The organism is Streptomyces sp. NPDC007917 (assembly GCF_042959105.1).
Classification (GTDB): Bacteria; Actinomycetota; Actinomycetes; order Streptomycetales; family Streptomycetaceae; genus Streptomyces.
On the sequence record NZ_JBIBKK010000008.1, the window covers coordinates 21,495 to 40,053 of the forward strand.

Sequence of the window (18,559 nt, forward strand, 5' to 3'; positions counted from 1 at the left end):
CCGTGATGTCGGAGCCGACCGCACTCGGGTCAGGAGAGGCTCGCGACGCTCTCGCGGACCTTCGTGGCGATCTCGGCCGGCAGTGGCGCGTAGCCGAGCTCCTTCAGGGAGGCCTGGCCGTCCTCGCTGGAGACGTAGGTCAGGAACGACTTGGTGGCGGCGAGGGTGTCGGACTTGTTGCCCTTGTCACAGGCGATCTCGTAGGTCACCAGGGTAATCGGGTACGCGCCCTCTGCCTTGGTGTCGTAGGCCAGGTCCAGGGCGAGGTCCTTGCCGGTGCCCTTGATCTTGGCCTCGGAGATGGCCTTGGAGGCGTTGTCGACGGTGGCCTGGACCGGGGCGGAGGCGCCGGTGTTCAGGTCCACGGTCTTGATGCTGCTGGCGGTCGCGTACGACAGCTCGAAGTAGGAGATCGCGCCGGAGACCTGCTTCACCTGCGAGGAGACGCCGGAGGAGCCGTCCGCGGCCTGGCCGCCCTTGCCCTCCCAGGCCTTGCCCGGCTCGTGCGGCCACGCCGAGGGGGCGGCGGCCTTGAGGTACTTGGTGAAGTTGTCCGTGGTGCCGGAGTCGTCCGAGCGGTGGAAGGCCTGGATCTTCAGGTCCGGCAGGCTGACGCCCTTGTTGAGCTTCTTGATCGCCTCGTCGTTCCACTTCGTGATCTTCGAGTCGAAGATCAGGGCGAGGGTCTTGGCGTCCAGGGTCAGCTTGTCCACGCCGGGGACGTTGAAGCCGACCGCGATCGGGCCGCCGACCATCGGCAGGTTGATGCCCTGGCCGGTCTTGCACATCTTCTTGGAGGAGGCGACCTCTTCGGGCTTGAGCGCCGAGTCGGAGCCCGCGAAGGCGGTCTTGCCCTGCAGCCACTCCTGGATGCCCGCGCCGGAGCCGGTGGCCTTGTAGTTGATCTTGACGTCCTTGCAGGCCGCGCCGTAGTTCTTGACCCACAGGTCCATGGCGTTCTTCTGGGCGGACGACCCGGACGCCAGCAGCTGGCCCTTGCCCTCGCACTTGATGTTGCCGGCGGCCTTGGTGCCGCCGCCACCGCTCGAGGAGCCGGTGTTGTCGTCGGAGCCGCAGGCGGTGAGGACCAGGGCGCCGGAGACGGCAAGGGCACCGGCGGCGATGGCGCGAAGCCGGTTGTTGCGCTGAAGCTTCACTTTCGGGTTTTCCTTCCAGGAGCCGCCGGTGGGGACGGCGCACGAAGAGGTGGGGTGATGCGCGTTTCTGGTTCTGCTCAGATGCGCGCCGGTCATGCCATGGGCGCGGCCGGCACGGTGTAGGGCCGAAATTAGGCAGATCAGGTGAAGCAGCTGATGGACACGGGTGAACGGAGGGTGAACCTCGGCCGTCAGGGTGGTGGCCCTGGGAGGCCTTGATTCCGGTTGAGTGGGGGTGATGGGGGAGGTGATCGGCGCGTGACTCTGTCGGATTGCGGTACGGCATGTCACTATCCGTCCCTACGTACCGGTAGGTCGGCTCTGGCACGCGGGTTACGCGACGGCTCGTGGAGGTCCGCAGGTGATGAGGAAGCGGAAGGTGAGGCGGGACGGCAGGGGCGGGGGCGCGGGCGTCGCCGCGGCCACCGCGTTCGTCTGTGCTGTGGGGATGTCGGCGGGCCCGCAGCGGGCGCAGGCGGCGCCGCGCGACCCCACGCCGGGGGCGGAGGCCGGGGCCGAAGGGGCCGCGGGCGCGGCGTCCGGGGGCGGCAGCCTGCAAGAGGTGCACAAGAAGGTGCAGAGCCTCTACCGCAAGGCTGAGGCGGCCACGGACGCGTACAACCTGGCGCGCGAGAAACAGGCCCGCCAGGAGAAGCGGATCGTGAAGATCGCGCAGGCCGTGGTCAAGGCGCAGAAGCGGATGGCGGGCCTGCGGAAGCGGGCCGGTGCGGTGGCCCGGGCCCAGTACCGCAACGGCGGAATCCCGCCAGAGGCGCAGCTGCTCCTCGGTGACGACCCGGAGGGGTTCCTCGACGGCGTCGCGCTGGCGCGCAAGGGGCAGCAGGCGACCCGGGGCCTGATGAACCAGCTGGAGAAGACGCAGGCCACCCTCGACCGCTATGCGAAGGCGGCCACCCGGGAGTGGGAGCGGCTCGACTCCAGCCGCGCGAAGAAGGCCGCGGCCCGCAAGGAGATCCGGGCGAAGCTCAGCCGGGCCAGACAGGTGGAGTCCCGGCTGCGGGCGGAGGAGCGGGAGCGGCTGCGGCGGCTGGAGGAGGAGCAGCAGCGCCGGGCGCAGACGGTCTGGCTGGGCTCCGGGATACTGCGGAAGATCGGCGGAAAGGGCACCTCGCACGGGCAGCGGGCGGTGGACTTCGCGACGGCCCAGCTCGGCAAGGACTATGTGTGGGGCGCGGAGGGCCCCGACACCTACGACTGCTCGGGGCTGACCCAGAAGGCCTGGGCCGCGAGCGGCCGCTCGATCCCGCGCACCTCGCAGGAACAGTGGCGGCGGCTGCCGAAGGTGAGCGTGGAGCGGATGCGGCCGGGGGACCTGATCATTTACTTCAAGGACGCGAGCCATGTGGGTCTGTACGTGGGGGACGGCGCGATCATCCACGCGCCGCGCCCGGGGCGGCAGATCACCGTCGCCGGGGCGGGCTCGATGCCGATCCTCGGTGTCGTACGCCCGGACGGCGGCTGAACCGGGGCCCGTCCGGGGGCGGGGCCCATCCGGGGGACGGGGCCCGTCCGGGGGACGGGGTCGGGGCGGCGGCCGGGCCGGAGCCGAGCGGCCATTCGGTCATTTCGCCCCGCGCGGGCGTGATGTTTGTCATCCCGCGGTCGGCCCTCGGCGCGTCAAGTCCCTTGCTGGCGTTGGCATATGACAAAAGTGGCTGTCCGAAGGTCATTCCGCTGGGGCCTGCCCTAGCGCTATGGTCGCCTCTCAGTGTCCGGCGCTGGGTCGTGTGAACGGCCGTGGGAGCGCCGCGCTCTCGGGGGGAGGGAAGGAATCGAGCGATGTCCGTACCCGCGACCGGGCAGCTGGAGGTGCCGGCCACCGAGGCCCTGCCCGCCGCGCCGCCCGACAACGGGCTCACCCTGCTGGTGATCGGGGAAGACCCCGCCGGCTCCTTCAACGTCCCCGAATTGCTGGACACCGAGGGGAACCGGGTCCGCATCCGTACGGCCCGCAATCTCACCGAGGCCGAGCGGCTGCTCACCGATGACGTCCAGTGCATCCTGCTGGACCTGGCCCTGCCCGGCCCCTGCAAGAAGGCGGAGGACGAGCTCGACGCCCTGCGCGCGGTGCTGCGGCTCGCACCCGCCCACGCGGTCCTCGTGCTGACCGCCGTGGAGGACGGGGAGCGCGCCGCCGAGGCCGTACGGGTCGGCGCCCAGGACTTCCTCTTCCGCGACGAGCTGGACGGGCGGCTGCTCAGCCGCGCCATCCGCTACGCCGTCGAGCGCAAACGCTCCGACCTCGCCCAGCGCCAGCTGACCGAGTCCCGGCTGCGCGCCCAGGAGAACGCCCGGCTGGAGCGCGGGCTGCTGCCCACCCCGCTGCTGCAGGGCTCGGGCCTGCGCTTCGCCGCCCGCTACCGGCCCGGCCGCAGCCGCGCCCTGCTGGGCGGCGACTTCTACGACACCGTCCGCACCCCGGACGGCACCGTCCACGCGATGATCGGCGACGTCTGCGGGCACGGCCCCGACGAGGCCGCCCTCGGCGTCGAGCTGCGCATCGCCTGGCGCGCCCTGACCTTCGCCGGGCTCTGCGGCGACCAGCTGCTCGGCACCCTGCAGCAGGTCCTGGAGAACGAGCGCGCCGACGAAGAGATCTTCGCCACCCTGTGCACCGTCGACATCGCGCCGGACGGGCGGCGGGCCGGGGTGTGCCTGGCCGGCCACCCCGCTCCCCTGGCGGTACGCCCCGGGAGCGCTCCCCGGCTGCTGCCCGCCGACGACAACGGCCCGGCGCTCGGGCTGCTGCCGGGCGCCCGCTGGCCGCGCCGGGAGATCGAGCTCGGCGGCTCCTGGAGCCTGATGATGTACACCGACGGTCTCATCGAGGGGCGCGTCGGGAAGGGCGTGCAGCGGCTGGGCCAGGAGGGGATGGTCGAGATCGTGGCCCGTGGGCTGACGGCGGGGCTGCGCGGCGAGGAGCTGCTGGACAACACCGTCACCGAGGTGCGGGCGCTCAACGGCGGGGAGCTGACGGACGACCTGGCCGTGCTGCTCCTGGACCGGGGCTGACACCCCCCGCCTGACACCTCCGGCGCCTCCGGCGCCCCTGGCGCCCCCGGCCGGCACTCTCCGGGGGCAGGCGGACCGTCCGTGCCGGCCTAGCGGCCGTTGAAGGGCCCGTACGGGCCGTCGGAGCTGGAGCCGCGGCGGCGCGGCCAGTTGCGGCCGCCGGAGACCTGCCGGAGCGCGGGGCGCACATCGACGAAGTACACGATGGTCGCGATGAGCCCGATGATCGGCAGGAAGTCGAAGATGCCCATGAAGAAGTTCACCGCGGCGGCGATGCCCAGGATGATCAGCCAGAAGGGTTTGTTCTGCTTGTCCGCGGCCCGGTAGGCGTCCTCGCGGCGGATCGCGGCGTCGATGAAGGCGCAGAGGCTGAACAGGAGCAGCCCCCAGGAGACCCAGTACATCAATTGGTTGAACCCTTGTACCAGCACGCCGTCCACCGCCTAGACCACCTGAGAAGATATGGATACGGAAGCGTTCCATCGGCCACCGTACCCGCTGCCAGGGCCGGGCACGCAGGTGCGTACCCGGCCCTGGGTGTGCTCTTCGGGCTAGAACACGTCCCTCAGCCCTGGGGCTTCGGCGGCGTCTTCTTCGCGCCGGGGGCGGGAGCGGGGGCCGGCTTGCGGGGCGGGGCCTTCTTGGCGGCGGCGGGCGCCGGCTTGGCCGCGTTCTTCGCCGCGTCCTTGGACGAGTCGCCCGAGACCGGGACCGGCTCCTCCTTGGGCTCGATGGCGCTCGCCACCTCGACCATCTCGTCGGCCGCCTCGCCGCGCCAGGTCTTCACGACCTCCTGGCCGTGCTCGGCCACCTCGTCGTACCGCTCCCGCGCCTTGACGGCCAGCTCGGCGGCGCGGCCCACGCCCTGGAGCGCCAGGTCCTGTGCCGTGTCGCGGAGCTTCTTCAGGTCGGTGTCGAGCGTGCCCAGCAGCTCGGTGAGCTTCTCCTGGGCCTCCTTCGCCTGCTGGGTGACCCGGTCCTGGACGGCCTTCGGGTCGGTGTTCCGCACGGCTGCGAAGCGCTCGGGGGCCTCTGCGACGATCTTCTCGACCAGCGACGGCACCTCCTTGAGCTTCTGGGCGGCGAGGTCGGCCGTGCCCGCCACGAAGTACAGGGGGGTCGGGTCGGTGAGCGTCTTACGCACATCGTCGGTGATGGCCATGCTGATGGTCCTCCCGGATCAAATCGAGGGTTCGGCGTCGACGTCGGTGCTGCCGGAGGGGGCTCCGATGGGCTTGCCGGGGCCCGCGCCCGGGCCGGCTGGGGTGCCGGCGAGGGTGGGGATACCGGTGCCGGTGGGGGCGCCCGAGGGGGTGTCGCCCGCGGCGGGGGCGGGTGCGTTCTCCTTGCGGAACGACTCGTAGATCTGCAGCAGCACCTGCTTCTGCCGCTCGTTGATCAACGGATCGGCCAGTATCACACTGCGCGTCTCCGTCCCGTCCCGCTCCCGCTCGTCGAGAATCCCGGCCTGCACATAAAGGGTCTCGGCGGATATCCGCAGCGCCTTCGCGAGCTGCTGCAGGATCTCCGCGCTCGGCTTGCGCAGCCCGCGCTCGATCTGGCTCAGATACGGATTGGACACCCCGGCGGCGTCGGCGAGCTGGCGCAGCGAGAGCCGCGCGCTGCGTCTCTGCTCGCGAAGGAACTCGCCGAGGTTGCCGACGTTCAGTGATGCCATGCCCCCATGCTGCCGCACGAGTGCTAACTATTGCAAGCATTTGCTTGCAGCCGTGCCGGAGCGGGTGGCGTTCCGGGCGGTTCCCACCGCCCGGAACACCCATGACGCCGAGGCGGCGGCGGGCCTATCTGGCCAGGGGGGCCGGTTCGTCCAGCCGGGTCAGCTTCAGCGGGTTGCGCACCACATAGATCCGGGTGACCCGCCCGTTCTCCACCACGAGGCTCACCGCGGCCGGCTCGCCGTCGAACTCGATCCGGCCCGCGGGCGCGCCGTTGAGCCACACGGTCGTCGTCTCGACCCTGGCCACCCGGTGAGCACCGGCGAGCATCGGCGCCACGGTGCCGGCCCCGTGGACCGGCGCCAGAACGGCGGGGACCACTCCGCCCCCGTCGGCGATCAGGACCACGTCCGGCGCCATGACCTCCATCAGCTCCCGCAGCCGCCCGGTGCGCAGCGCGATCAGGAACCGCTCCAGCACGGCCTGCTGCTCCGACCGGCTCACCCGCATCCGTGGCCGCCGGGCCGCCACGTGGTCGCGTGCCCGCCGGGCGATCTGCCGCACCGTGGCCACGGGCTTCCCGATGGCCTCGGCGATCTCGCCGTACGGCATCTCGAAGACCTCGCGGAGCACGAACACCGCCCGCTCCGCCGGCCCGAGCGTTTCCAGCACGGTCAGCATGGCGATCGAGACGCTTTCCGCGAGTTCGATGTCCTCGGCGACATCGGGGCTGGTCAGCAGCGGTTCCGGCAGCCACTCGCCGACGTAGTCCTCGCGGCTGCGCGACAGCGTCCGCAGACGGTTGAGCGCCTGCCGGGTGACGGTCCGGACGAGATACGCCCGCGCGTCACGCACCTGCGCGCGGTCGACGTCGGCCCACCGCAGCCAGGACTCCTGCAGTACGTCCTCCGCGTCGGCCGCCGAGCCGAGCATTTCGTAGGCGACCGTGAACAGCAGGCCGCGGTGGGTGAAGAACGGGTCCTCGGTCATGCCGTCGACGCCGCGCCGGTCTGCCCGGGCCGCTCGGCCAGCGGAATCCCGCACGTATCGGAGTATCCCTGCGAGGTGATCCCGTGCGCGGTGTTGTTCCTGGTCGACAGATTGGCGAAGCCGATGAACGCGGTCAGCTCGACCAGCGCCGCCGCGCCGAGCTGGGTGAGCAGACTCGCCGACATCTCATCGGTGACGGTCGTCGGCGTGTTGGTCATGGCCTCGGCGTACTCCAGCACCTCCCGCTCCAGCGGGGTGAACACGTCCGACTCCCGCCAGCGCGGCACCTGGCTCGCCTTGGTCAGGTCCAGATTCGCGTTCAGTGCCGCGAAGTAGTTGATGTCGAGGCACCAGCTGCAGCCGACCTGTGCCGCGACGGCCATGTGCGCGAATGTCTTGAGGCTCGCGTCGGCCGCGTCCCACGCGCCCAGTCTGGCCGAGAACTCCAGACTGGCCGTGGCGACGTCGGGGTTGTTGAAGCTCACCTCGACGGGCTCGGGCACGGCACCGAGCTGCTTGATCAGGTTCTCCCGCAGCTCGGTGGGGAGCTCCGCCTTCGGGACGCGTGGCGCCATGGTGTCCTCCTCGTACCTGTGCACCTGTTACGTGTGCTCGTTCGGCATGAAGACACCGCCGGGCCCGCGAGCGTGACAACAAACCCCTACCGGATCTTGCTCAGCCACGTCTCGAGGGTCAACAGCTCCGGGTACCGCGCGCGGAGCGCGCCGATATCGGCCTGGAAGCCCTTCTCGTTGAGCCAGCCGAACATGTTCGCCGCCTGCTCGGCCTCGGCCCGCAGCTCGTCGATCGGCTGCCGTTCGAAACGTGTCGGGACGCCGTCGACCCGGGAGAACACCTCGGCGATCCGCCGCACGGTCAGCTCGTCGCCGGCGATTTCGAGCTTCTTGCCGAGGAACCCGTCCGGGTTCTCGAACGCGTCCGCCGAAGGGACCACCGGCTTTAGCCGGTGGTGGAGTCGATTCGTTGACGCGGAGTCGCGAAGCGGTGGAGCACGCTGCGTTGTCAGTGGTGGCCGGTAGTGTGATGGCACCGGCTTTGACCAGGGGAGACGTAAAGGGGGTGGGCTGCGTTGCTGCGTGCGTACAAGTTCCTGTTGAGGCCCACCGTTCGGCAGGCGCAGGCTCTGACGGAGATGTTGCGGGACCATTGTTCGCTCTATAACGGCGCCTTGCAGGAGCGTCGTGACGCCTGGCGGCACACGTCGAAGACCAGCATCAAATATGGTGACCAGTCGGCGCAGCTGAGGGAGATCCGGGCGTTCGACCCGGAGCGTCACGGCCGTTGGTCATGCTCGAGTCAGCAGGCCACGCTCAGGCGGCTCGACAAGGCGTTCCAGGCGTTCTTCCGCCGGGTCAGGAGCGGTGGGAAGCCTGGATACCCCAGGTTCAAGGGCGTGGGCCACTTCGACACCGTCGTCTTCCCGAGGGACGGGGACGGCTGCCGCTGGGACTCCACTCCCAACGGCGCCCACACCCGGGTACGTCTCCAAGGCGTGGGGCACGTGCGGGTGCATCAGCACCGGCCCGTGAAGGGCCGGGTCAAGACGGTCTCGGTGAAGCGCGAGGGCAACCGCTGGTACGTGGTCCTCGCCTGCGACCACGTGCCTGCCGAGCCCCTGCCCGCAACGGGCAGCGTCGTGGGCATCGATATGGGCACAGTGCACTTCTTCACCGACTCGGGCGGCGAGCACGCCCCGAACCCCAGGTTCCTTGACGCGATGGCCGAGGAGCTGGCCGTAGCCCAGCGGCACCTGTCCACCTTCCCCCGGCGCACCCGTCGCCGGACCAAGAAGCACAAGGCCGCCGCCCGGAAGGTCGCCAAGCTTTACGCCAGGATCCGGCGTCAGCGCCTGGACCACCACCACAAGCGGGCGCTGGCGCTCGTGCGGGAGCACGACGTGATCGCCCACGAGAAGCTGAACACGGCGGGCATGACCAAAGCGCCCGCACCCAAGCCCGACCCCGAGCGCGACGGAGCGTTCCTCCCGAACGGGGCCGCCGCGAAGGCCGGGCTGAACCGCAGCATCCTCGACGCGGGTTGGGGACAGTTCCTCCGAATCCTGGCGAACAAGGCTGAGAGTGCCGGTCGCCTGGTGATTCCGGTGGACGCCCGCAACACCTCGATCACATGCACCGCATGCGGGCACGTCGACAAGAGGAACCGTGTCACCCAGGCGAGGTTCGCATGCGTCTCCTGCGGGTTCGCCGCGAACGCGGACCACATCGGCGCACTGAACGTCTTTAACAGGGCCGGGCTGGCCCTCTGCGACGCTGCTTAGCCAGCGACGCAGGAAGCCCGCGCGTTTACGCGTGGGTGGAGTCACGAAGAACACCGGCCGCAGCACCGTCGCGGGTACGCCGATGGCGTCGATGTGCGCCCCGGTCTCCGCCTGGTCTCGAAGTGTGCGCCGCCGGACCCGCGCTCGGCGCCGCTGCCGGAGCTGTAGACCAGGTGCATGACGCCCACGGTCTCGGCCGCGTCGGCGACGTTCTTGTCCTGCCGCACCTCGACTTCGGCGCGTGGGTCGGCTAAGTCGGAGGGCTGCACGCTGAAGACGCCGTGCACGCCCCGCGCTGCCGCGAGTAGCGAGCCTGGAAGCCGCCGAGCGCGCGGCAGCCGAGGTCGCCGCGGCCGTCGGGGAGGTACGCGGCCGGCTCGCCGTCGGCCTGATCCCCACCGTCGCCGCGGTCGACATCCCGGGCGCGCTGCGTGACTTCCGCCGCCGGTATCCGCAGGTGCGCATCGGCCTGCGGGTGGGCGCGAGCGAGGACCTTGTCGAGCAGGTCAGGCAAGGAGCCCTCGACGTGGCCTTCCTCGGGCTGCCGACCACCTCGCGGCCTCAGGGCGTCGCCGCCCGCGAGCTCGCCCGTGACCGGCTCGTCGCCGTGGTCGCGCCCGACCATCCGCTCGCCGACGAGCCGGCGGTCGACCTCCGCAGGCTTTCCTCCGAGGTGTTCGTGGACCTTCCGGCCGGCACCGCCGGACGCGCCCAGTCCGACCAGGCCTTCTCGGCCGCCGGGCTCGGCCGCGACGTCGCCTTCGAAGTGACCACCGCGGAGTTCATCGGCCGGCTGGTCGAGCAGGGCCTGGCCATCGCCATGCTCCCCTCCGCGTACGTACCCCAGCTCACCGGCGTCACCACCATCGAGGTCACGGACGCGCCGGCCCGCGTCGAGTACGTCATCTGGAGCCAGGTCGGCCGCCCACCCGCGGCGACGGCCTTCCTCGCCATCCTCGACATCCCGGCCACGGAGGGGCGCTGACGGGCGGTCAGGTGCCCTGCGGGGCGGCTTCCTGGCTCATCGACGCGGCGCACGCCCCAGTGGCCGCGGCCGGCCGGGCGACAGGGTCCAAACGGCTCCTGCGGAGGTCGGCCAGCCGGTCCAGGAGCTGGTCCCGGACCTCGACGAGGTCGTTGATGCGCTGCTGGAGCAGGTTCAGGCGCTGCTCGAAGATCTCGATCTTGGGGGTGGCGTCGTCGCATACGTGGTCGCCGGTCAGCTCGTCACGCAGACAGCCGTCCACGAGCCGCAGATCGTCGGTGGTCAGCCCGGCGGCCAGCAGGAGCCTGATGTTCCCGACGACGCGTACGGCCTCGTCGCCGTAGCTGCGGTAGCCGTTGGTGGACCGGTCCGGGCGCAGCAGGCCCTGCTCCTCGTAGTAGCGCAGCGCCCGGGTCGTGGTGCCGGTGGCGCGCGCGAGCTCCCCGATGCGCATGGTGCTCCCTTCTGTTCGGAAGGGAGCCTAAACCTTGCCGTGGACGTGAAGGTCAAGGTGAAGGTCGAGGGGCGGCCGTTGACCTTCACCTTGGGGGAGGCCACAGCATCGAGGGACCGGGCGAAGTGCCCGGGATGAGGAGGGCGGACATGGGGCTGCTGACCATCGGGGCGTTCGCGAAGGCGTCCCGGCTGTCGCCGAAGGCGCTGCGGCTCTACGACGAGCTGGGGCTGCTGGCCCCGGCCCGCGTCGACCCGGTGACGGGCTATCGGCTCTACGCGCCGGGGCAGCTCGAACGGGCCCGGCTGGTGGCCTGGCTGCGCCGTCTGGGCATGCCGCTGGCCCGTATCGGCGAGGTCTGTGACCTCTGCGAGCGGGACGCGGCCGCGGCGGCGCGGGAGGTCCGGGCCTTCTGGGCCAGGACCGAGGCCGAGACCGCCGCCCGGCGGGACCTGGCCGGCTTCCTCGTCGACCATCTGTCAGGGAAGGACCCCGCCATGTCTCCGACGTCTTCGACCGTCGAGCCTCTGGACATCCGTTACGCCGCGCTGTCCGACACCGGACTGGTCCGCGAGAGCAACCAGGACACCGCCTACGCCGGGCCGCGCCTGCTTGCCGTCGCCGACGGTTTCGGTACGGGCGGGGCCCCGGCCGGGGAGGCCGCCGTCCACGTGCTCAAACGCCTGGACGCCGAGGGCGTCGGCGCGGGCGTCCCGGCGGGTGACCTGCTCAACGCGCTGGAGGACGCCGTCGAGCGGGCGGGCGTGGCGGTGCGCGATGTCGCCGGAGCCGGCCCCGCGCCCCATGAGGTGGGCACGACGCTCACCGCGATGCTGTGGACCGGCTCCCGGCTCGCCCTGGTGCACATCGGTGACTCCCGCGCCTACCTGCTGCGGGACGGCGAGCTCTTCCAGATCACCCACGACCACACCCTCGTCCAGTCGATGGTCGACGAAGGGCGTCTGAGCCCCGAGGAGGCCACCTCCCATCCACAGCGCTCGCTGCTGGCGCGCGCCCTGACGGGAGGTGCTGGAGGTGCGGGAGGAGCTGGAGGGGCGGCTGACATACGGCTGCACGACGCCCGGCCGGGGGACCGCTATCTGCTCTGTTCCGACGGGCTGTCCTCCGTCGTACCGACCGAGGACGTACGCCACGTCCTCACCGTGGCCCGCGACCCCGAGCAGGCGGTACGTGAGCTGATCTCCCTGGCCAACGGCGCGGGCGGCCCCGACAACGTCAGCTGCGTGGTCGCCGACGTCCTGGCGCCCGAGCCCGGCCGTCAGCCGTAAGGTCAGGCCGCCGCCCGGGCGCCGAGGGCGTCCAGGGTGGTGGCCACCGTGGCCTCCAGGGCCCGGGCGTCGGCCCCGGCGCGCGAGCGCACGTTCACCCCGTAGGCGAGCAGGGCCAGGACCTCGGCGGCCGCGCCGGGGTCCGTGCCGGGGGCGAGCTGCCCCTGGGCCTCGGCGGCGGTGAGCGCCGTCCGCAGGGCGTCCCGCAGCTGCTGGTGGTGGCGGTCCAGGAGGGCGCGGACGTCGGGGTCGGTGTCGTCGGCGCCGGCGTGCGCGTTGACGACCATGCAGCCCCACCGCGCGTACTCCCCCGAACACCGCACCGCGATCAGCCCGTCGAAGAACTCGGTGATGGCGGGCAGGCCGCGCCCGTCCTCGGCGAGGCTCCGAAACGCCGGGTGGGACCACTGCTCCACATAGCGGCGCAGCGCGGCCCGGTAGAGCTCCTGCTTGCCGCCGAAGGTGGCGTACAGGCTGGAGCGGTTGACTCCGGTCGCGGTCACCACGTCCTGGATTCCGGTCGAGGCCACGCCCTGCCGCCAGAACAGCCGCACCACGGTCGCCAGCGCCGCGTCGGGGTCGAAGTGCTTGACGTCCGGCATGTTCGGCCCTTCTGCCGCCGTGATCCAGTCATCTTGAAATGGGAATTCCAAGATAGCGCGGCCAAGTCGTGGACGGGGTCGCACCCGCCCGCTATCTTGGAACGACCATTCCGAGATCAGGGAGGAACGGCCGCGATGAGTCTCAACGCCGAACTGCGCGCCTTCTACGAGGCCCGCTACCAGCAGATCCCCGCCGAGGCACGCGAGGTCATGGAGCGGGCCGGCCGGGAGCTCGCCGAGTCAGGGCAGGCCGACCGCGCCCTGGCCGTGGGGGACCGGGCGCCCCGCTTCGAGCTGCCCTCGGCGACCGGGCGCACGGTGACCCTCGACGGTCTGCTCGCCGAGGGCCCGGTCGTCCTCACCTTCTACCGCGGCGCCTGGTGCCCGTACTGCAACATCGCCCTGCGGGCCCTCCAGAGCCACCACGACGAGATCACCGCGCGGGGCGCGCGCCTGGTGGCCGTCTCGCCGCAGATCCCCGACGAGTCCCTGTCGCTGACCGAGAAGCACGAGCTGGCGTTCGACGTCCTCAGCGACCTCGGTTCCGACACCGCCAAGCAGTACGGGCTCGCCTTCGACCTGCCCGACGACCTCGCCGCCGTCTACGCCACGTTCGGCTTCGACCTGCAGCGCGTCAACGGCGGCCATCCGCGCACCCTGCCGCTGCCCGCCACGTACGTCATCGACCGCGACGGGGTGATCCGGTGGGCCTTCGCCGACACCGACTACACGGCGCGCGCCGAACCGGCCGACATCCTCGCCGCCCTGGCCGGCCTGTAGGGATCACGCGGCTTGCGGTCCTCAGCCCGACAGGCCGCGCAGCGCGGCCGCGACGGTGTCCCAGTCCGCGGGCATGGGCGGGTAGGTACGGGCGGCGGTGGCGCTGTCCTTGAAGCCGCTGGAGGTGGCGACGCACACCACGGGCCCCGAGGCGTCGCGCGCGTCGGCGGCGGGGTCTTCCTGGCGGGCGCGCAGCCCGGCCAGCCCCGCGGCGGAGGACAGCTCGACCCACAGGCCCTGGGCGGCGAGTTCGGCGCGGGCGGCGGCCATCTGCCCGTCGGTGACGGTCAGCGCCGCGCCGCCGCTCTCGCGCACGGCCACCACCCCGCGGTAGCTGCCCACGGCGCAGTCGATCGCGTACGCCTCCGTCGGCCCGACCGGGACCTCGGCGGCGGGGCGGCCGGTGCGGATCGCGGTGGCCAGCGCGCCCGCGGCGGCGGGCTCGCACGCGTACACCCGCGGGGTGCGGTCGGCGAGGCCGAGCAGGGTCAGCTCGTGGAAGCCCTTCCAGACGCCGAAGAGCAGTTCGCCGTAGCCCGTGGGCACGTACACCGCCTCGGGTGTCTCGCCGAGGTCCAGGAAGATCTCGTACGCGATGGTCTTGTAGCCCTCGGGGCCGAAGGGGTGGCCGGTGTGGGCGGTGTCGGTGAAGCTGCTGACGGGGTGGTAGCCGAACTCCGCCACCACGCGCCGCGCCAGCGCCCGCACCGACTCGTGGGGGACGGTGAGCACCACGGCCCCGTAGGCGCGGATGAACGAGGCGACGGCGGGCGGGGCGTGAGGGGAGGCGAACACGGCGCACGGCAGCCCGGCGCGGGCCGCGTAGGCCGCCGCCGCGGCGCCGTGGTTCCCGGACGAGGACACCACGATGCCGTGCGCCCCGCTGGCCTTCGCGGCGCTGACGGCGACGCGGTTGAGCCGGTCCTTGTGGCTCCAGGTGGGGTTGCGCGACTCGTCCTTGACGTAGACGCCGTCGGTCAGCCGGACCAGGGGCGTGTTCCCCTCGCCGAGCCCGGGGGCGGCCAGCGGCGGGAGCAGCGGGGCCCACCGTTCGAGGCCGTGGGCGGCGGGGCGGCCGAACAGGTCGGCGGGCACCTGGTCGTAGGCGTAGTCGACCTCCAGCGGGTACGCGACGGCGTCGGTGGAGGTGCGCGGGCAGCCGTTGGTGAGCGGCGGCCACAGCGAGTAGTGGACCGCGGGATCCCCCAGGGACCGCTGACCGGTGGCGAGCGACCGCGGCCGCTGCGCGGTGCGCTGCGGCTCGGGGCGCGGGGAGGTGGGCCGGGAGGGCGGAGAAGCGGGCCGGGCGGTCCGGTCGTTGGGGCGTGCGAGCTGGGAGTTCGGCCGTGCGGGCTGGGAGTTGGGCTGCTGCATGGGCCGGATGATGCCAGGCCCGGGCCGGGTTCATCCGGCCCGGGCCGCGGCTGGGCTGGCGGCCCCGGCCGCGAGCGCGCCTCGGCACCCGTCGCGGCTGGTCGCGGACAGCCGCCGGCAGGCGGGCGGCAGCCCGTCAGCCCACGTACGGGCGGGCGTCCCGGGCCTCCCGCAGCGCCCGCGCCCACCACGTCAGCTGGTCGAGCAGGGCCGTGGCGGCCGCCTCCGGGCCCTTCGGGTCCTTCAGCGTGCCGTCCGCGTCGAAGAGTTCCCCGGCGTTGTGGAAGCTCACCGTGTGGCGGACGGTGACCGCGTGCAGCTCGGCGAAGACCGGCCGCAGATGCTCGACCGCGCGCAGGCCGCCGGAGACCCCGCCGTAGGAGACGAAGCCGACGGGTTTGGCCTGCCAGGGCGTGTAGTGCCAGTCGATGGCGTTCTTGAGGGGGGCCGGGTAGCTGTGGTTGTACTCGGGAGTGATCACGACGAACGCGTCGGCGGCCTCCAGCCGGGGCGTCACGGCCGCCAGGGCCTCGGCGGCCTCGGGGCCCGGACGGTGGCTGAGGCTCCCGGGCAGCGGGGTGTCGGCCAGGTCGATGACATCGGCGTGCAGATCCGCGTGGAGCGCGGCGCGGCTGGTGAACCAGTCGGCGACCTTCGGGCCGAAGCGGCCCTCGCGGGTGCTGGCGACGATGACCGCGAGGCGGAGCGGGGTGCCGGCCGCGGTGGCCGTGTCGGGCGTGGGGACGGTGGCTGTGTCGGTAACCATGGACCCAGACTCGGACTTAAACATTGGTTGAAGTCAAGTTACCCTCGATTCCCATGAGCCAGATGTCGTGGAAGACCCATGAACTCACGGTCGGTGACCTGTCCCAGCGCAGTGGAGTCCCCGCCTCCGCGCTGCGCTTCTACGAGCGCGAAGGGCTCATCCACAGCCGCCGCACCTCCGGGAACCAGCGCCGCTACACCCGCGACACGCTGCGCCGGGTCGCCTTTGTGCGCTCTTCGCAGCGCGTCGGCATCCCGCTGGCCAGGATCCGGGAGGCCCTCTCGCTCTTCCCCGAGGACCACGTCCTCAGCAAGGAGGACTGGGCCCGGATCTCGGAGTGCTGGCGCGAGGACCTGACCGGGCGGATCGAGCAGCTGCTGAACCTGCGCGACAGCCTCACCGACTGCATCGGCTGCGGCTGCCTGTCGATCGACAAGTGCGCCCTGGTGAACCGGTACGACCGGCTCGGCGAGCAGGGCCCGGGCGCGCGCCGGCTGCTGAAGTCCTGCTCGGACGCGGAGGCGCCCGGCGTCTGCGGCTCCTCGGGTCAGGAGGCGGCCAGCCCGGCCAGCAAGGCGAGCGTGCGGGCCTGTTCCTCCGATGTGCCGACCGGTGAGGCGATGAACTCGGTCGCCCCGGCGTCCACCAGCTCCCGCAGCTCCTGCTCGACGACCGACTCGTCGCCCAGCGCCGCGGTGTCCTGCGGGCCCGCCGAGCCGTCGCGGTCCAGCACGGCGCGGTAGTGCGGAATCCGGTCGACCTGACGGAACCGCTCGGCCATCTCCGCGCGGCGCGCCTGCGGGTGCGCGGTCACGCCCACGGCCTTGAAGACGACGACACGCGGCGCGGGCCGTCCCGCGCGGGCCGCCGCCCGGCTGATCGTGGGCACGATGTGGTCCGCGAGCGCGGCCCTGCCCGCCCAGACGGCGACGGTGCCGTCCGCCAGCTCGCCCGCCACCTTGAGCATCGCCGGGCCGAGCGCGCCGACCAGCAGCGCGGGCGGTTCGGCGCCGGGGGCGGTGACCGCGCCGGCGGCCTTGAGGGTCTCGCCCTCGTACGTCACGCTCTCGCCGCGCAGCAACGGCCCCAGCGCGGACAGGTATTCCCGCAGATGGCGGGCGGGCCGGTCGAAGGAGTGGCCGAACTGCTCCTCGATGATGTGCCGGTGGCTCACCCCGACGCCGAGGGTGAAGCGGTTGCCGGTGGCCGCCTGCGCGGTCAGCGCCTGGGCGGCGAGCGTCAGCGGGTGGCGCGGATAGGTCGGGACCACGGACGTGCCCAGGGCGAGCCCGGGCACCTGGGGGCCGATGGCGGCCGCCGCGGTCAGGGCGTCCCAGGCGCCCATCTCGGGCAGCCAGGCGGTGCCGAGGCCCGACGCGGCGATGTCGCGCGCCTGCTGGACGACCGTGTCGAGGGGGGTGCCGAGGACGTTCAGGAGGAGTCCGATGCGCATGGGGTGCCTCTCACCGTTCCGTAGCGGGGGCCGCGGGCTTCGCGCTCACGGCGGGGGCGATGTCGAGTACGGCCTTGCCCGGTACGCGCCGCCCGAGCAGCGCGTCGGCCGCGTCCGCGACCCGCTCCCAGGAGCCGCGCCAGCCGACCTCCGGTGACAGGTCGCCGCGCGCCACGAGGCCGAGCAGGGTGGCGATGTCGGGGCCGGGGCGGGTGATGTCGCCGAAGGAGTTGAGCGACTTGGCCTCGGCCAGCGCGATGGTGCTGTTCACCGGGAAGAGTGCGTCCTGGCCGGACGCCCAGCCGATGCTCTGCAGATTGCCGCCGGGGGCGAGCAGGTGCCAGGCGGCCACGAGCTGGGGCCCGCCGACGTTCTCCAGGACCACGTCCACGGGCTGCTCGACCGGCTCCAGGCCGACCACGACCTCGTCCGCGCCGAGTTCCCTGAGCCCCGCGCCGCGCGCGGGCGAGCCCACCGAGGCGATGACGTACGCCCCGGCCCGCCGCGCCAGCTGGACGGCGCTCCGCCCGACCCCGCCGGAGGCGCCGGTGATCAGCACCCGCTTGCCCAGGACGTTTCCGGCCGCGCGCAGCGTCCGCAGGGCGGTGAGGCCGACGACCGGGAGTGCGGCGGCGTCCGCGAGATCCACAGGGTCGGGGACGGCGGCGAGGTTGTCGGTGGGCACCGCGACGCGTTCGGCCCAGCTGCCCACGGCCAGGCCCGCCACCCGGGTGCCCGCCGCCGGTCCCGAGCCGTCGGCCGCCGCGCGGAGCACCACGCCGGACGCGTCGAAGCCCATGACCGTGCCGGGCGGCCGGCCGGCGCCGTTGCGTATCTCGCCGAGGTTCAGCGACGCGTGCCGCACCTCGACCAGGGCCTCGCCCGGCCCCGGCTCGGGCTCCGGTACGTCCGCGAAGCGAAGGGACCCCGGCGCCTCGGGATCGACGATCAGTGCGCGCATGGTGGCCGCTGTGCTGCTGTTCATGGCTGCCTCCCCAGGGCAGAACGAGTGAACCGGACTGACAGTCCGGTTGTTCTGTGGCGGATACTATGGGGACCAGCGGTCCGGTTACAACCGTCGACCGGCGTGGAAGGAGGGGCCGTGAGCGAGGCCACGACAGCGCGCGGCGAGCGCGCCGACGCCGCGCGCAACCGGCGCGCGATCCTGCGCGCCACCGAGGAGTTGCTGGCGGAGTGCGGCGCCGAGCACGTGTCCCTCGACCGGGTCGCGGCCGCCGCGGGGGTCGGCAAGGGCACCGTCTTCCGCCGCTTCGGCAGCCGTACCGGCCTGTTCCAGGCGCTGCTGGCCGACCGCGCGGCCCGGTTGGCGGAGGAGATCCACCAGGAGGCGGCGCCGCTGGGCACCGCCGGTGCCCCGTGCGAGCGGCTCCTGGCCTTCCTCGACGCGCTGGCCGACCTCTCCCAGCGCCATCTGTCGCTGATCGCCGCGCACGAACGCGCCTGCGGCGACGACAAGTTCGACGACCCCACCTACCGGGGGTGGCACGCCCACGTCGCCGCGCTGGTCCGGGAGCTCAGACCGGGCCTCGACGCCGAGTTCGTGGCCCATATGCTGCTGGCCGCGTTCGACGGGGAGCTGGTGCGGCGGCTGACGGCGGAAGGGGACTGGACGCGGTTCCGCCAGTCGGTCAGGGACCTGGCGGACCTGCTGGTCGGCCAGGGGAAGTGAAGCCGGACCCG

The 18,559-nt window shown here is 72.3% G+C and carries 20 protein-coding genes and 2 pseudogenes; 8 read left to right on the forward strand and 14 right to left on the reverse strand.

The features are described from left to right. Window positions 1-29: 29 nt before the first annotated feature. Complete coding sequence (pstS, locus tag ACFZDL_RS17155; protein WP_353588886.1) at window positions 30-1,157, reverse strand: phosphate ABC transporter substrate-binding protein PstS; 1,128 nt, start codon at window positions 1,155-1,157, stop codon at window positions 30-32. A 364-nt stretch (window positions 1,158-1,521) separates the two neighbouring features. Between pstS and ACFZDL_RS17160 the strand changes: the two genes are divergently transcribed. Both ACFZDL_RS17160 and ACFZDL_RS17165 read left to right on the forward strand, forming a co-directional pair. Next, complete coding sequence (locus ACFZDL_RS17160; protein ID WP_353588884.1) at window positions 1,522-2,640, forward strand: NlpC/P60 family protein; 1,119 nt, start codon at window positions 1,522-1,524, stop codon at window positions 2,638-2,640. A gap of 317 nt (window positions 2,641-2,957) precedes the next feature. Next, window positions 2,958-4,190: a fused response regulator/phosphatase gene (locus ACFZDL_RS17165; protein WP_353588882.1), complete on the forward strand. Its 1,233-nt coding sequence runs from the start codon at window positions 2,958-2,960 to the stop codon at window positions 4,188-4,190. Between the two features lie 89 nt (window positions 4,191-4,279). Here ACFZDL_RS17165 and ACFZDL_RS17170 read toward each other — a convergent pair whose 3' ends face one another. The 6 genes from ACFZDL_RS17170 to ACFZDL_RS17195 form a co-directional block, all read right to left on the reverse strand. Next, window positions 4,280-4,621 carry a DUF2516 family protein gene (locus tag ACFZDL_RS17170; RefSeq protein ID WP_353588978.1) on the reverse strand — a complete coding sequence of 114 codons (342 nt, stop codon included), beginning with the start codon at window positions 4,619-4,621 and terminating at the stop codon, window positions 4,280-4,282. A 134-nt stretch (window positions 4,622-4,755) separates the two neighbouring features. Beyond that, window positions 4,756-5,352: a hypothetical protein gene (locus tag ACFZDL_RS17175; RefSeq protein ID WP_353588880.1), complete on the reverse strand. Its 597-nt coding sequence runs from the start codon at window positions 5,350-5,352 to the stop codon at window positions 4,756-4,758. An 18-nt stretch (window positions 5,353-5,370) separates the two neighbouring features. Next, a complete protein-coding gene (locus ACFZDL_RS17180; RefSeq protein ID WP_353588878.1) occupies window positions 5,371-5,868 on the reverse strand; it encodes a helix-turn-helix domain-containing protein in 498 nt (165 codons plus the stop codon). A gap of 124 nt (window positions 5,869-5,992) precedes the next feature. Next, entirely contained in the window at window positions 5,993-6,856 is an 864-nt protein-coding gene (locus ACFZDL_RS17185) for an RNA polymerase sigma-70 factor (protein ID WP_353588876.1), read from the reverse strand. Next, window positions 6,853-7,431: a carboxymuconolactone decarboxylase family protein gene (locus tag ACFZDL_RS17190; RefSeq protein WP_353588874.1), complete on the reverse strand. Its 579-nt coding sequence runs from the start codon at window positions 7,429-7,431 to the stop codon at window positions 6,853-6,855. Before ACFZDL_RS17190 ends, ACFZDL_RS17185 begins: the two co-directional genes overlap by 4 nt. Before the next feature lie 86 nt (window positions 7,432-7,517). Beyond that, on the reverse strand, window positions 7,518-7,811 hold the full coding sequence (locus ACFZDL_RS17195; RefSeq protein WP_353588872.1) for a hypothetical protein: 294 nt from the start codon (window positions 7,809-7,811) through the stop codon (window positions 7,518-7,520). A 135-nt stretch (window positions 7,812-7,946) separates the two neighbouring features. Between ACFZDL_RS17195 and ACFZDL_RS17200 the strand changes: the two genes are divergently transcribed. Next, complete coding sequence (locus ACFZDL_RS17200; RefSeq protein WP_353588870.1) at window positions 7,947-9,155, forward strand: transposase; 1,209 nt, start codon at window positions 7,947-7,949, stop codon at window positions 9,153-9,155. A 41-nt stretch (window positions 9,156-9,196) separates the two neighbouring features. On the opposite strand, the gene ACFZDL_RS17205 is transcribed toward ACFZDL_RS17200, so the two are convergent. Further along, window positions 9,197-9,442: an NmrA family NAD(P)-binding protein gene (locus ACFZDL_RS17205; protein WP_391191411.1), complete on the reverse strand. Its 246-nt coding sequence runs from the start codon at window positions 9,440-9,442 to the stop codon at window positions 9,197-9,199. Between the two features lie 26 nt (window positions 9,443-9,468). On the opposite strand from ACFZDL_RS17205, the pseudogene ACFZDL_RS17210 reads away from it, so the two are divergent. Beyond that, window positions 9,469-10,140, forward strand: a pseudogene (locus ACFZDL_RS17210) (LysR substrate-binding domain-containing protein); the annotation flags it as partial. Between the two features lie 7 nt (window positions 10,141-10,147). On the opposite strand, the gene ACFZDL_RS17215 reads toward ACFZDL_RS17210, so the two are convergent. Next, a complete protein-coding gene (locus ACFZDL_RS17215; RefSeq protein WP_353588866.1) occupies window positions 10,148-10,594 on the reverse strand; it encodes a MerR family transcriptional regulator in 447 nt (148 codons plus the stop codon). 149 nt (window positions 10,595-10,743) lie between these two features. Between ACFZDL_RS17215 and ACFZDL_RS17220 the strand changes: the two genes are divergently transcribed. Then, window positions 10,744-11,883 (forward strand): MerR family transcriptional regulator, encoded by a 1,140-nt coding sequence (locus tag ACFZDL_RS17220; protein WP_353588864.1) that lies wholly within the window; start codon window positions 10,744-10,746, stop codon window positions 11,881-11,883. A gap of 2 nt (window positions 11,884-11,885) precedes the next feature. On the opposite strand, the gene ACFZDL_RS17225 is transcribed toward ACFZDL_RS17220, so the two are convergent. After that, window positions 11,886-12,485 (reverse strand): TetR/AcrR family transcriptional regulator, encoded by a 600-nt coding sequence (locus tag ACFZDL_RS17225; RefSeq protein ID WP_353588862.1) that lies wholly within the window; start codon window positions 12,483-12,485, stop codon window positions 11,886-11,888. Window positions 12,486-12,620: 135 nt separating this feature from the next. Here ACFZDL_RS17225 and ACFZDL_RS17230 point away from each other — a divergent pair, with 135 nt between their 5' ends. Then, window positions 12,621-13,265 carry a peroxiredoxin-like family protein gene (locus ACFZDL_RS17230; protein WP_353588860.1) on the forward strand — a complete coding sequence of 215 codons (645 nt, stop codon included), beginning with the start codon at window positions 12,621-12,623 and terminating at the stop codon, window positions 13,263-13,265. Between the two features lie 21 nt (window positions 13,266-13,286). On the opposite strand, the gene ACFZDL_RS17235 is transcribed toward ACFZDL_RS17230, so the two are convergent. Further along, window positions 13,287-14,639: a pyridoxal-phosphate dependent enzyme gene (locus tag ACFZDL_RS17235; RefSeq protein ID WP_353588858.1), complete on the reverse strand. Its 1,353-nt coding sequence runs from the start codon at window positions 14,637-14,639 to the stop codon at window positions 13,287-13,289. Between the two features lie 136 nt (window positions 14,640-14,775). Then, entirely contained in the window at window positions 14,776-15,405 is a 630-nt protein-coding gene (locus ACFZDL_RS17240; RefSeq protein WP_353588857.1) for an NAD(P)H-dependent oxidoreductase, read from the reverse strand. Window positions 15,406-15,458: 53 nt separating this feature from the next. On the opposite strand from ACFZDL_RS17240, the gene soxR reads away from it, so the two are divergent. Continuing rightward, a complete protein-coding gene (soxR, locus tag ACFZDL_RS17245; RefSeq protein ID WP_391191417.1) occupies window positions 15,459-16,148 on the forward strand; it encodes a redox-sensitive transcriptional activator SoxR in 690 nt (229 codons plus the stop codon). On the opposite strand, the pseudogene ACFZDL_RS17250 reads toward soxR, so the two are convergent. Together ACFZDL_RS17250 and ACFZDL_RS17255 are read right to left on the reverse strand one after the other, a co-directional pair. Then, a pseudogene (locus tag ACFZDL_RS17250) lies at window positions 16,037-16,858 on the reverse strand (TIGR03564 family F420-dependent LLM class oxidoreductase); the annotation flags it as partial. The gene soxR and the pseudogene ACFZDL_RS17250 overlap by 112 nt on opposite strands. A 10-nt stretch (window positions 16,859-16,868) precedes the next feature. Continuing rightward, complete coding sequence (locus tag ACFZDL_RS17255) at window positions 16,869-17,843, reverse strand: zinc-binding dehydrogenase (protein WP_353588853.1); 975 nt, start codon at window positions 17,841-17,843, stop codon at window positions 16,869-16,871. Between the two features lie 117 nt (window positions 17,844-17,960). Here ACFZDL_RS17255 and ACFZDL_RS17260 point away from each other — a divergent pair, with 117 nt between their 5' ends. Further along, window positions 17,961-18,548, forward strand: coding sequence for a TetR/AcrR family transcriptional regulator (locus tag ACFZDL_RS17260; protein WP_353588851.1), 588 nt, complete (start codon window positions 17,961-17,963; stop codon window positions 18,546-18,548). The last annotated feature ends 11 nt before the right edge of the window (window positions 18,549-18,559 follow it).

Bases quoted from the DNA above. Each gene is read 5' to 3' on its own strand.
- ACFZDL_RS17180 (WP_353588878.1), bottom strand. From the start codon at position 5,868: ATGGCATCACTGAACGTCGGCAACCTCGGCGAGTTCCTTCGCGAGCAG.
- ACFZDL_RS17230 (WP_353588860.1), top strand. From the start codon at position 12,621: ATGAGTCTCAACGCCGAACTGCGCGCCTTCTACGAGGCCCGCTACCAG.
- ACFZDL_RS17185 (WP_353588876.1), bottom strand. From the start codon at position 6,856: ATGACCGAGGACCCGTTCTTCACCCACCGCGGCCTGCTGTTCACGGTC.
- ACFZDL_RS17235 (WP_353588858.1), bottom strand. From the start codon at position 14,639: ATGCAGCAGCCCAACTCCCAGCCCGCACGGCCGAACTCCCAGCTCGCA.
- soxR (WP_391191417.1), top strand. From the start codon at position 15,459: ATGAGCCAGATGTCGTGGAAGACCCATGAACTCACGGTCGGTGACCTG.
- ACFZDL_RS17160 (WP_353588884.1), top strand. From the start codon at position 1,522: ATGAGGAAGCGGAAGGTGAGGCGGGACGGCAGGGGCGGGGGCGCGGGC.
- ACFZDL_RS17255 (WP_353588853.1), bottom strand. From the start codon at position 17,843: ATGAACAGCAGCACAGCGGCCACCATGCGCGCACTGATCGTCGATCCC.
- ACFZDL_RS17240 (WP_353588857.1), bottom strand. From the start codon at position 15,405: ATGGTTACCGACACAGCCACCGTCCCCACGCCCGACACGGCCACCGCG.
- ACFZDL_RS17220 (WP_353588864.1), top strand. From the start codon at position 10,744: ATGGGGCTGCTGACCATCGGGGCGTTCGCGAAGGCGTCCCGGCTGTCG.
- ACFZDL_RS17165 (WP_353588882.1), top strand. From the start codon at position 2,958: ATGTCCGTACCCGCGACCGGGCAGCTGGAGGTGCCGGCCACCGAGGCC.
- ACFZDL_RS17215 (WP_353588866.1), bottom strand. From the start codon at position 10,594: ATGCGCATCGGGGAGCTCGCGCGCGCCACCGGCACCACGACCCGGGCG.
- ACFZDL_RS17175 (WP_353588880.1), bottom strand. From the start codon at position 5,352: ATGGCCATCACCGACGATGTGCGTAAGACGCTCACCGACCCGACCCCC.
- ACFZDL_RS17190 (WP_353588874.1), bottom strand. From the start codon at position 7,431: ATGGCGCCACGCGTCCCGAAGGCGGAGCTCCCCACCGAGCTGCGGGAG.
- ACFZDL_RS17225 (WP_353588862.1), bottom strand. From the start codon at position 12,485: ATGCCGGACGTCAAGCACTTCGACCCCGACGCGGCGCTGGCGACCGTG.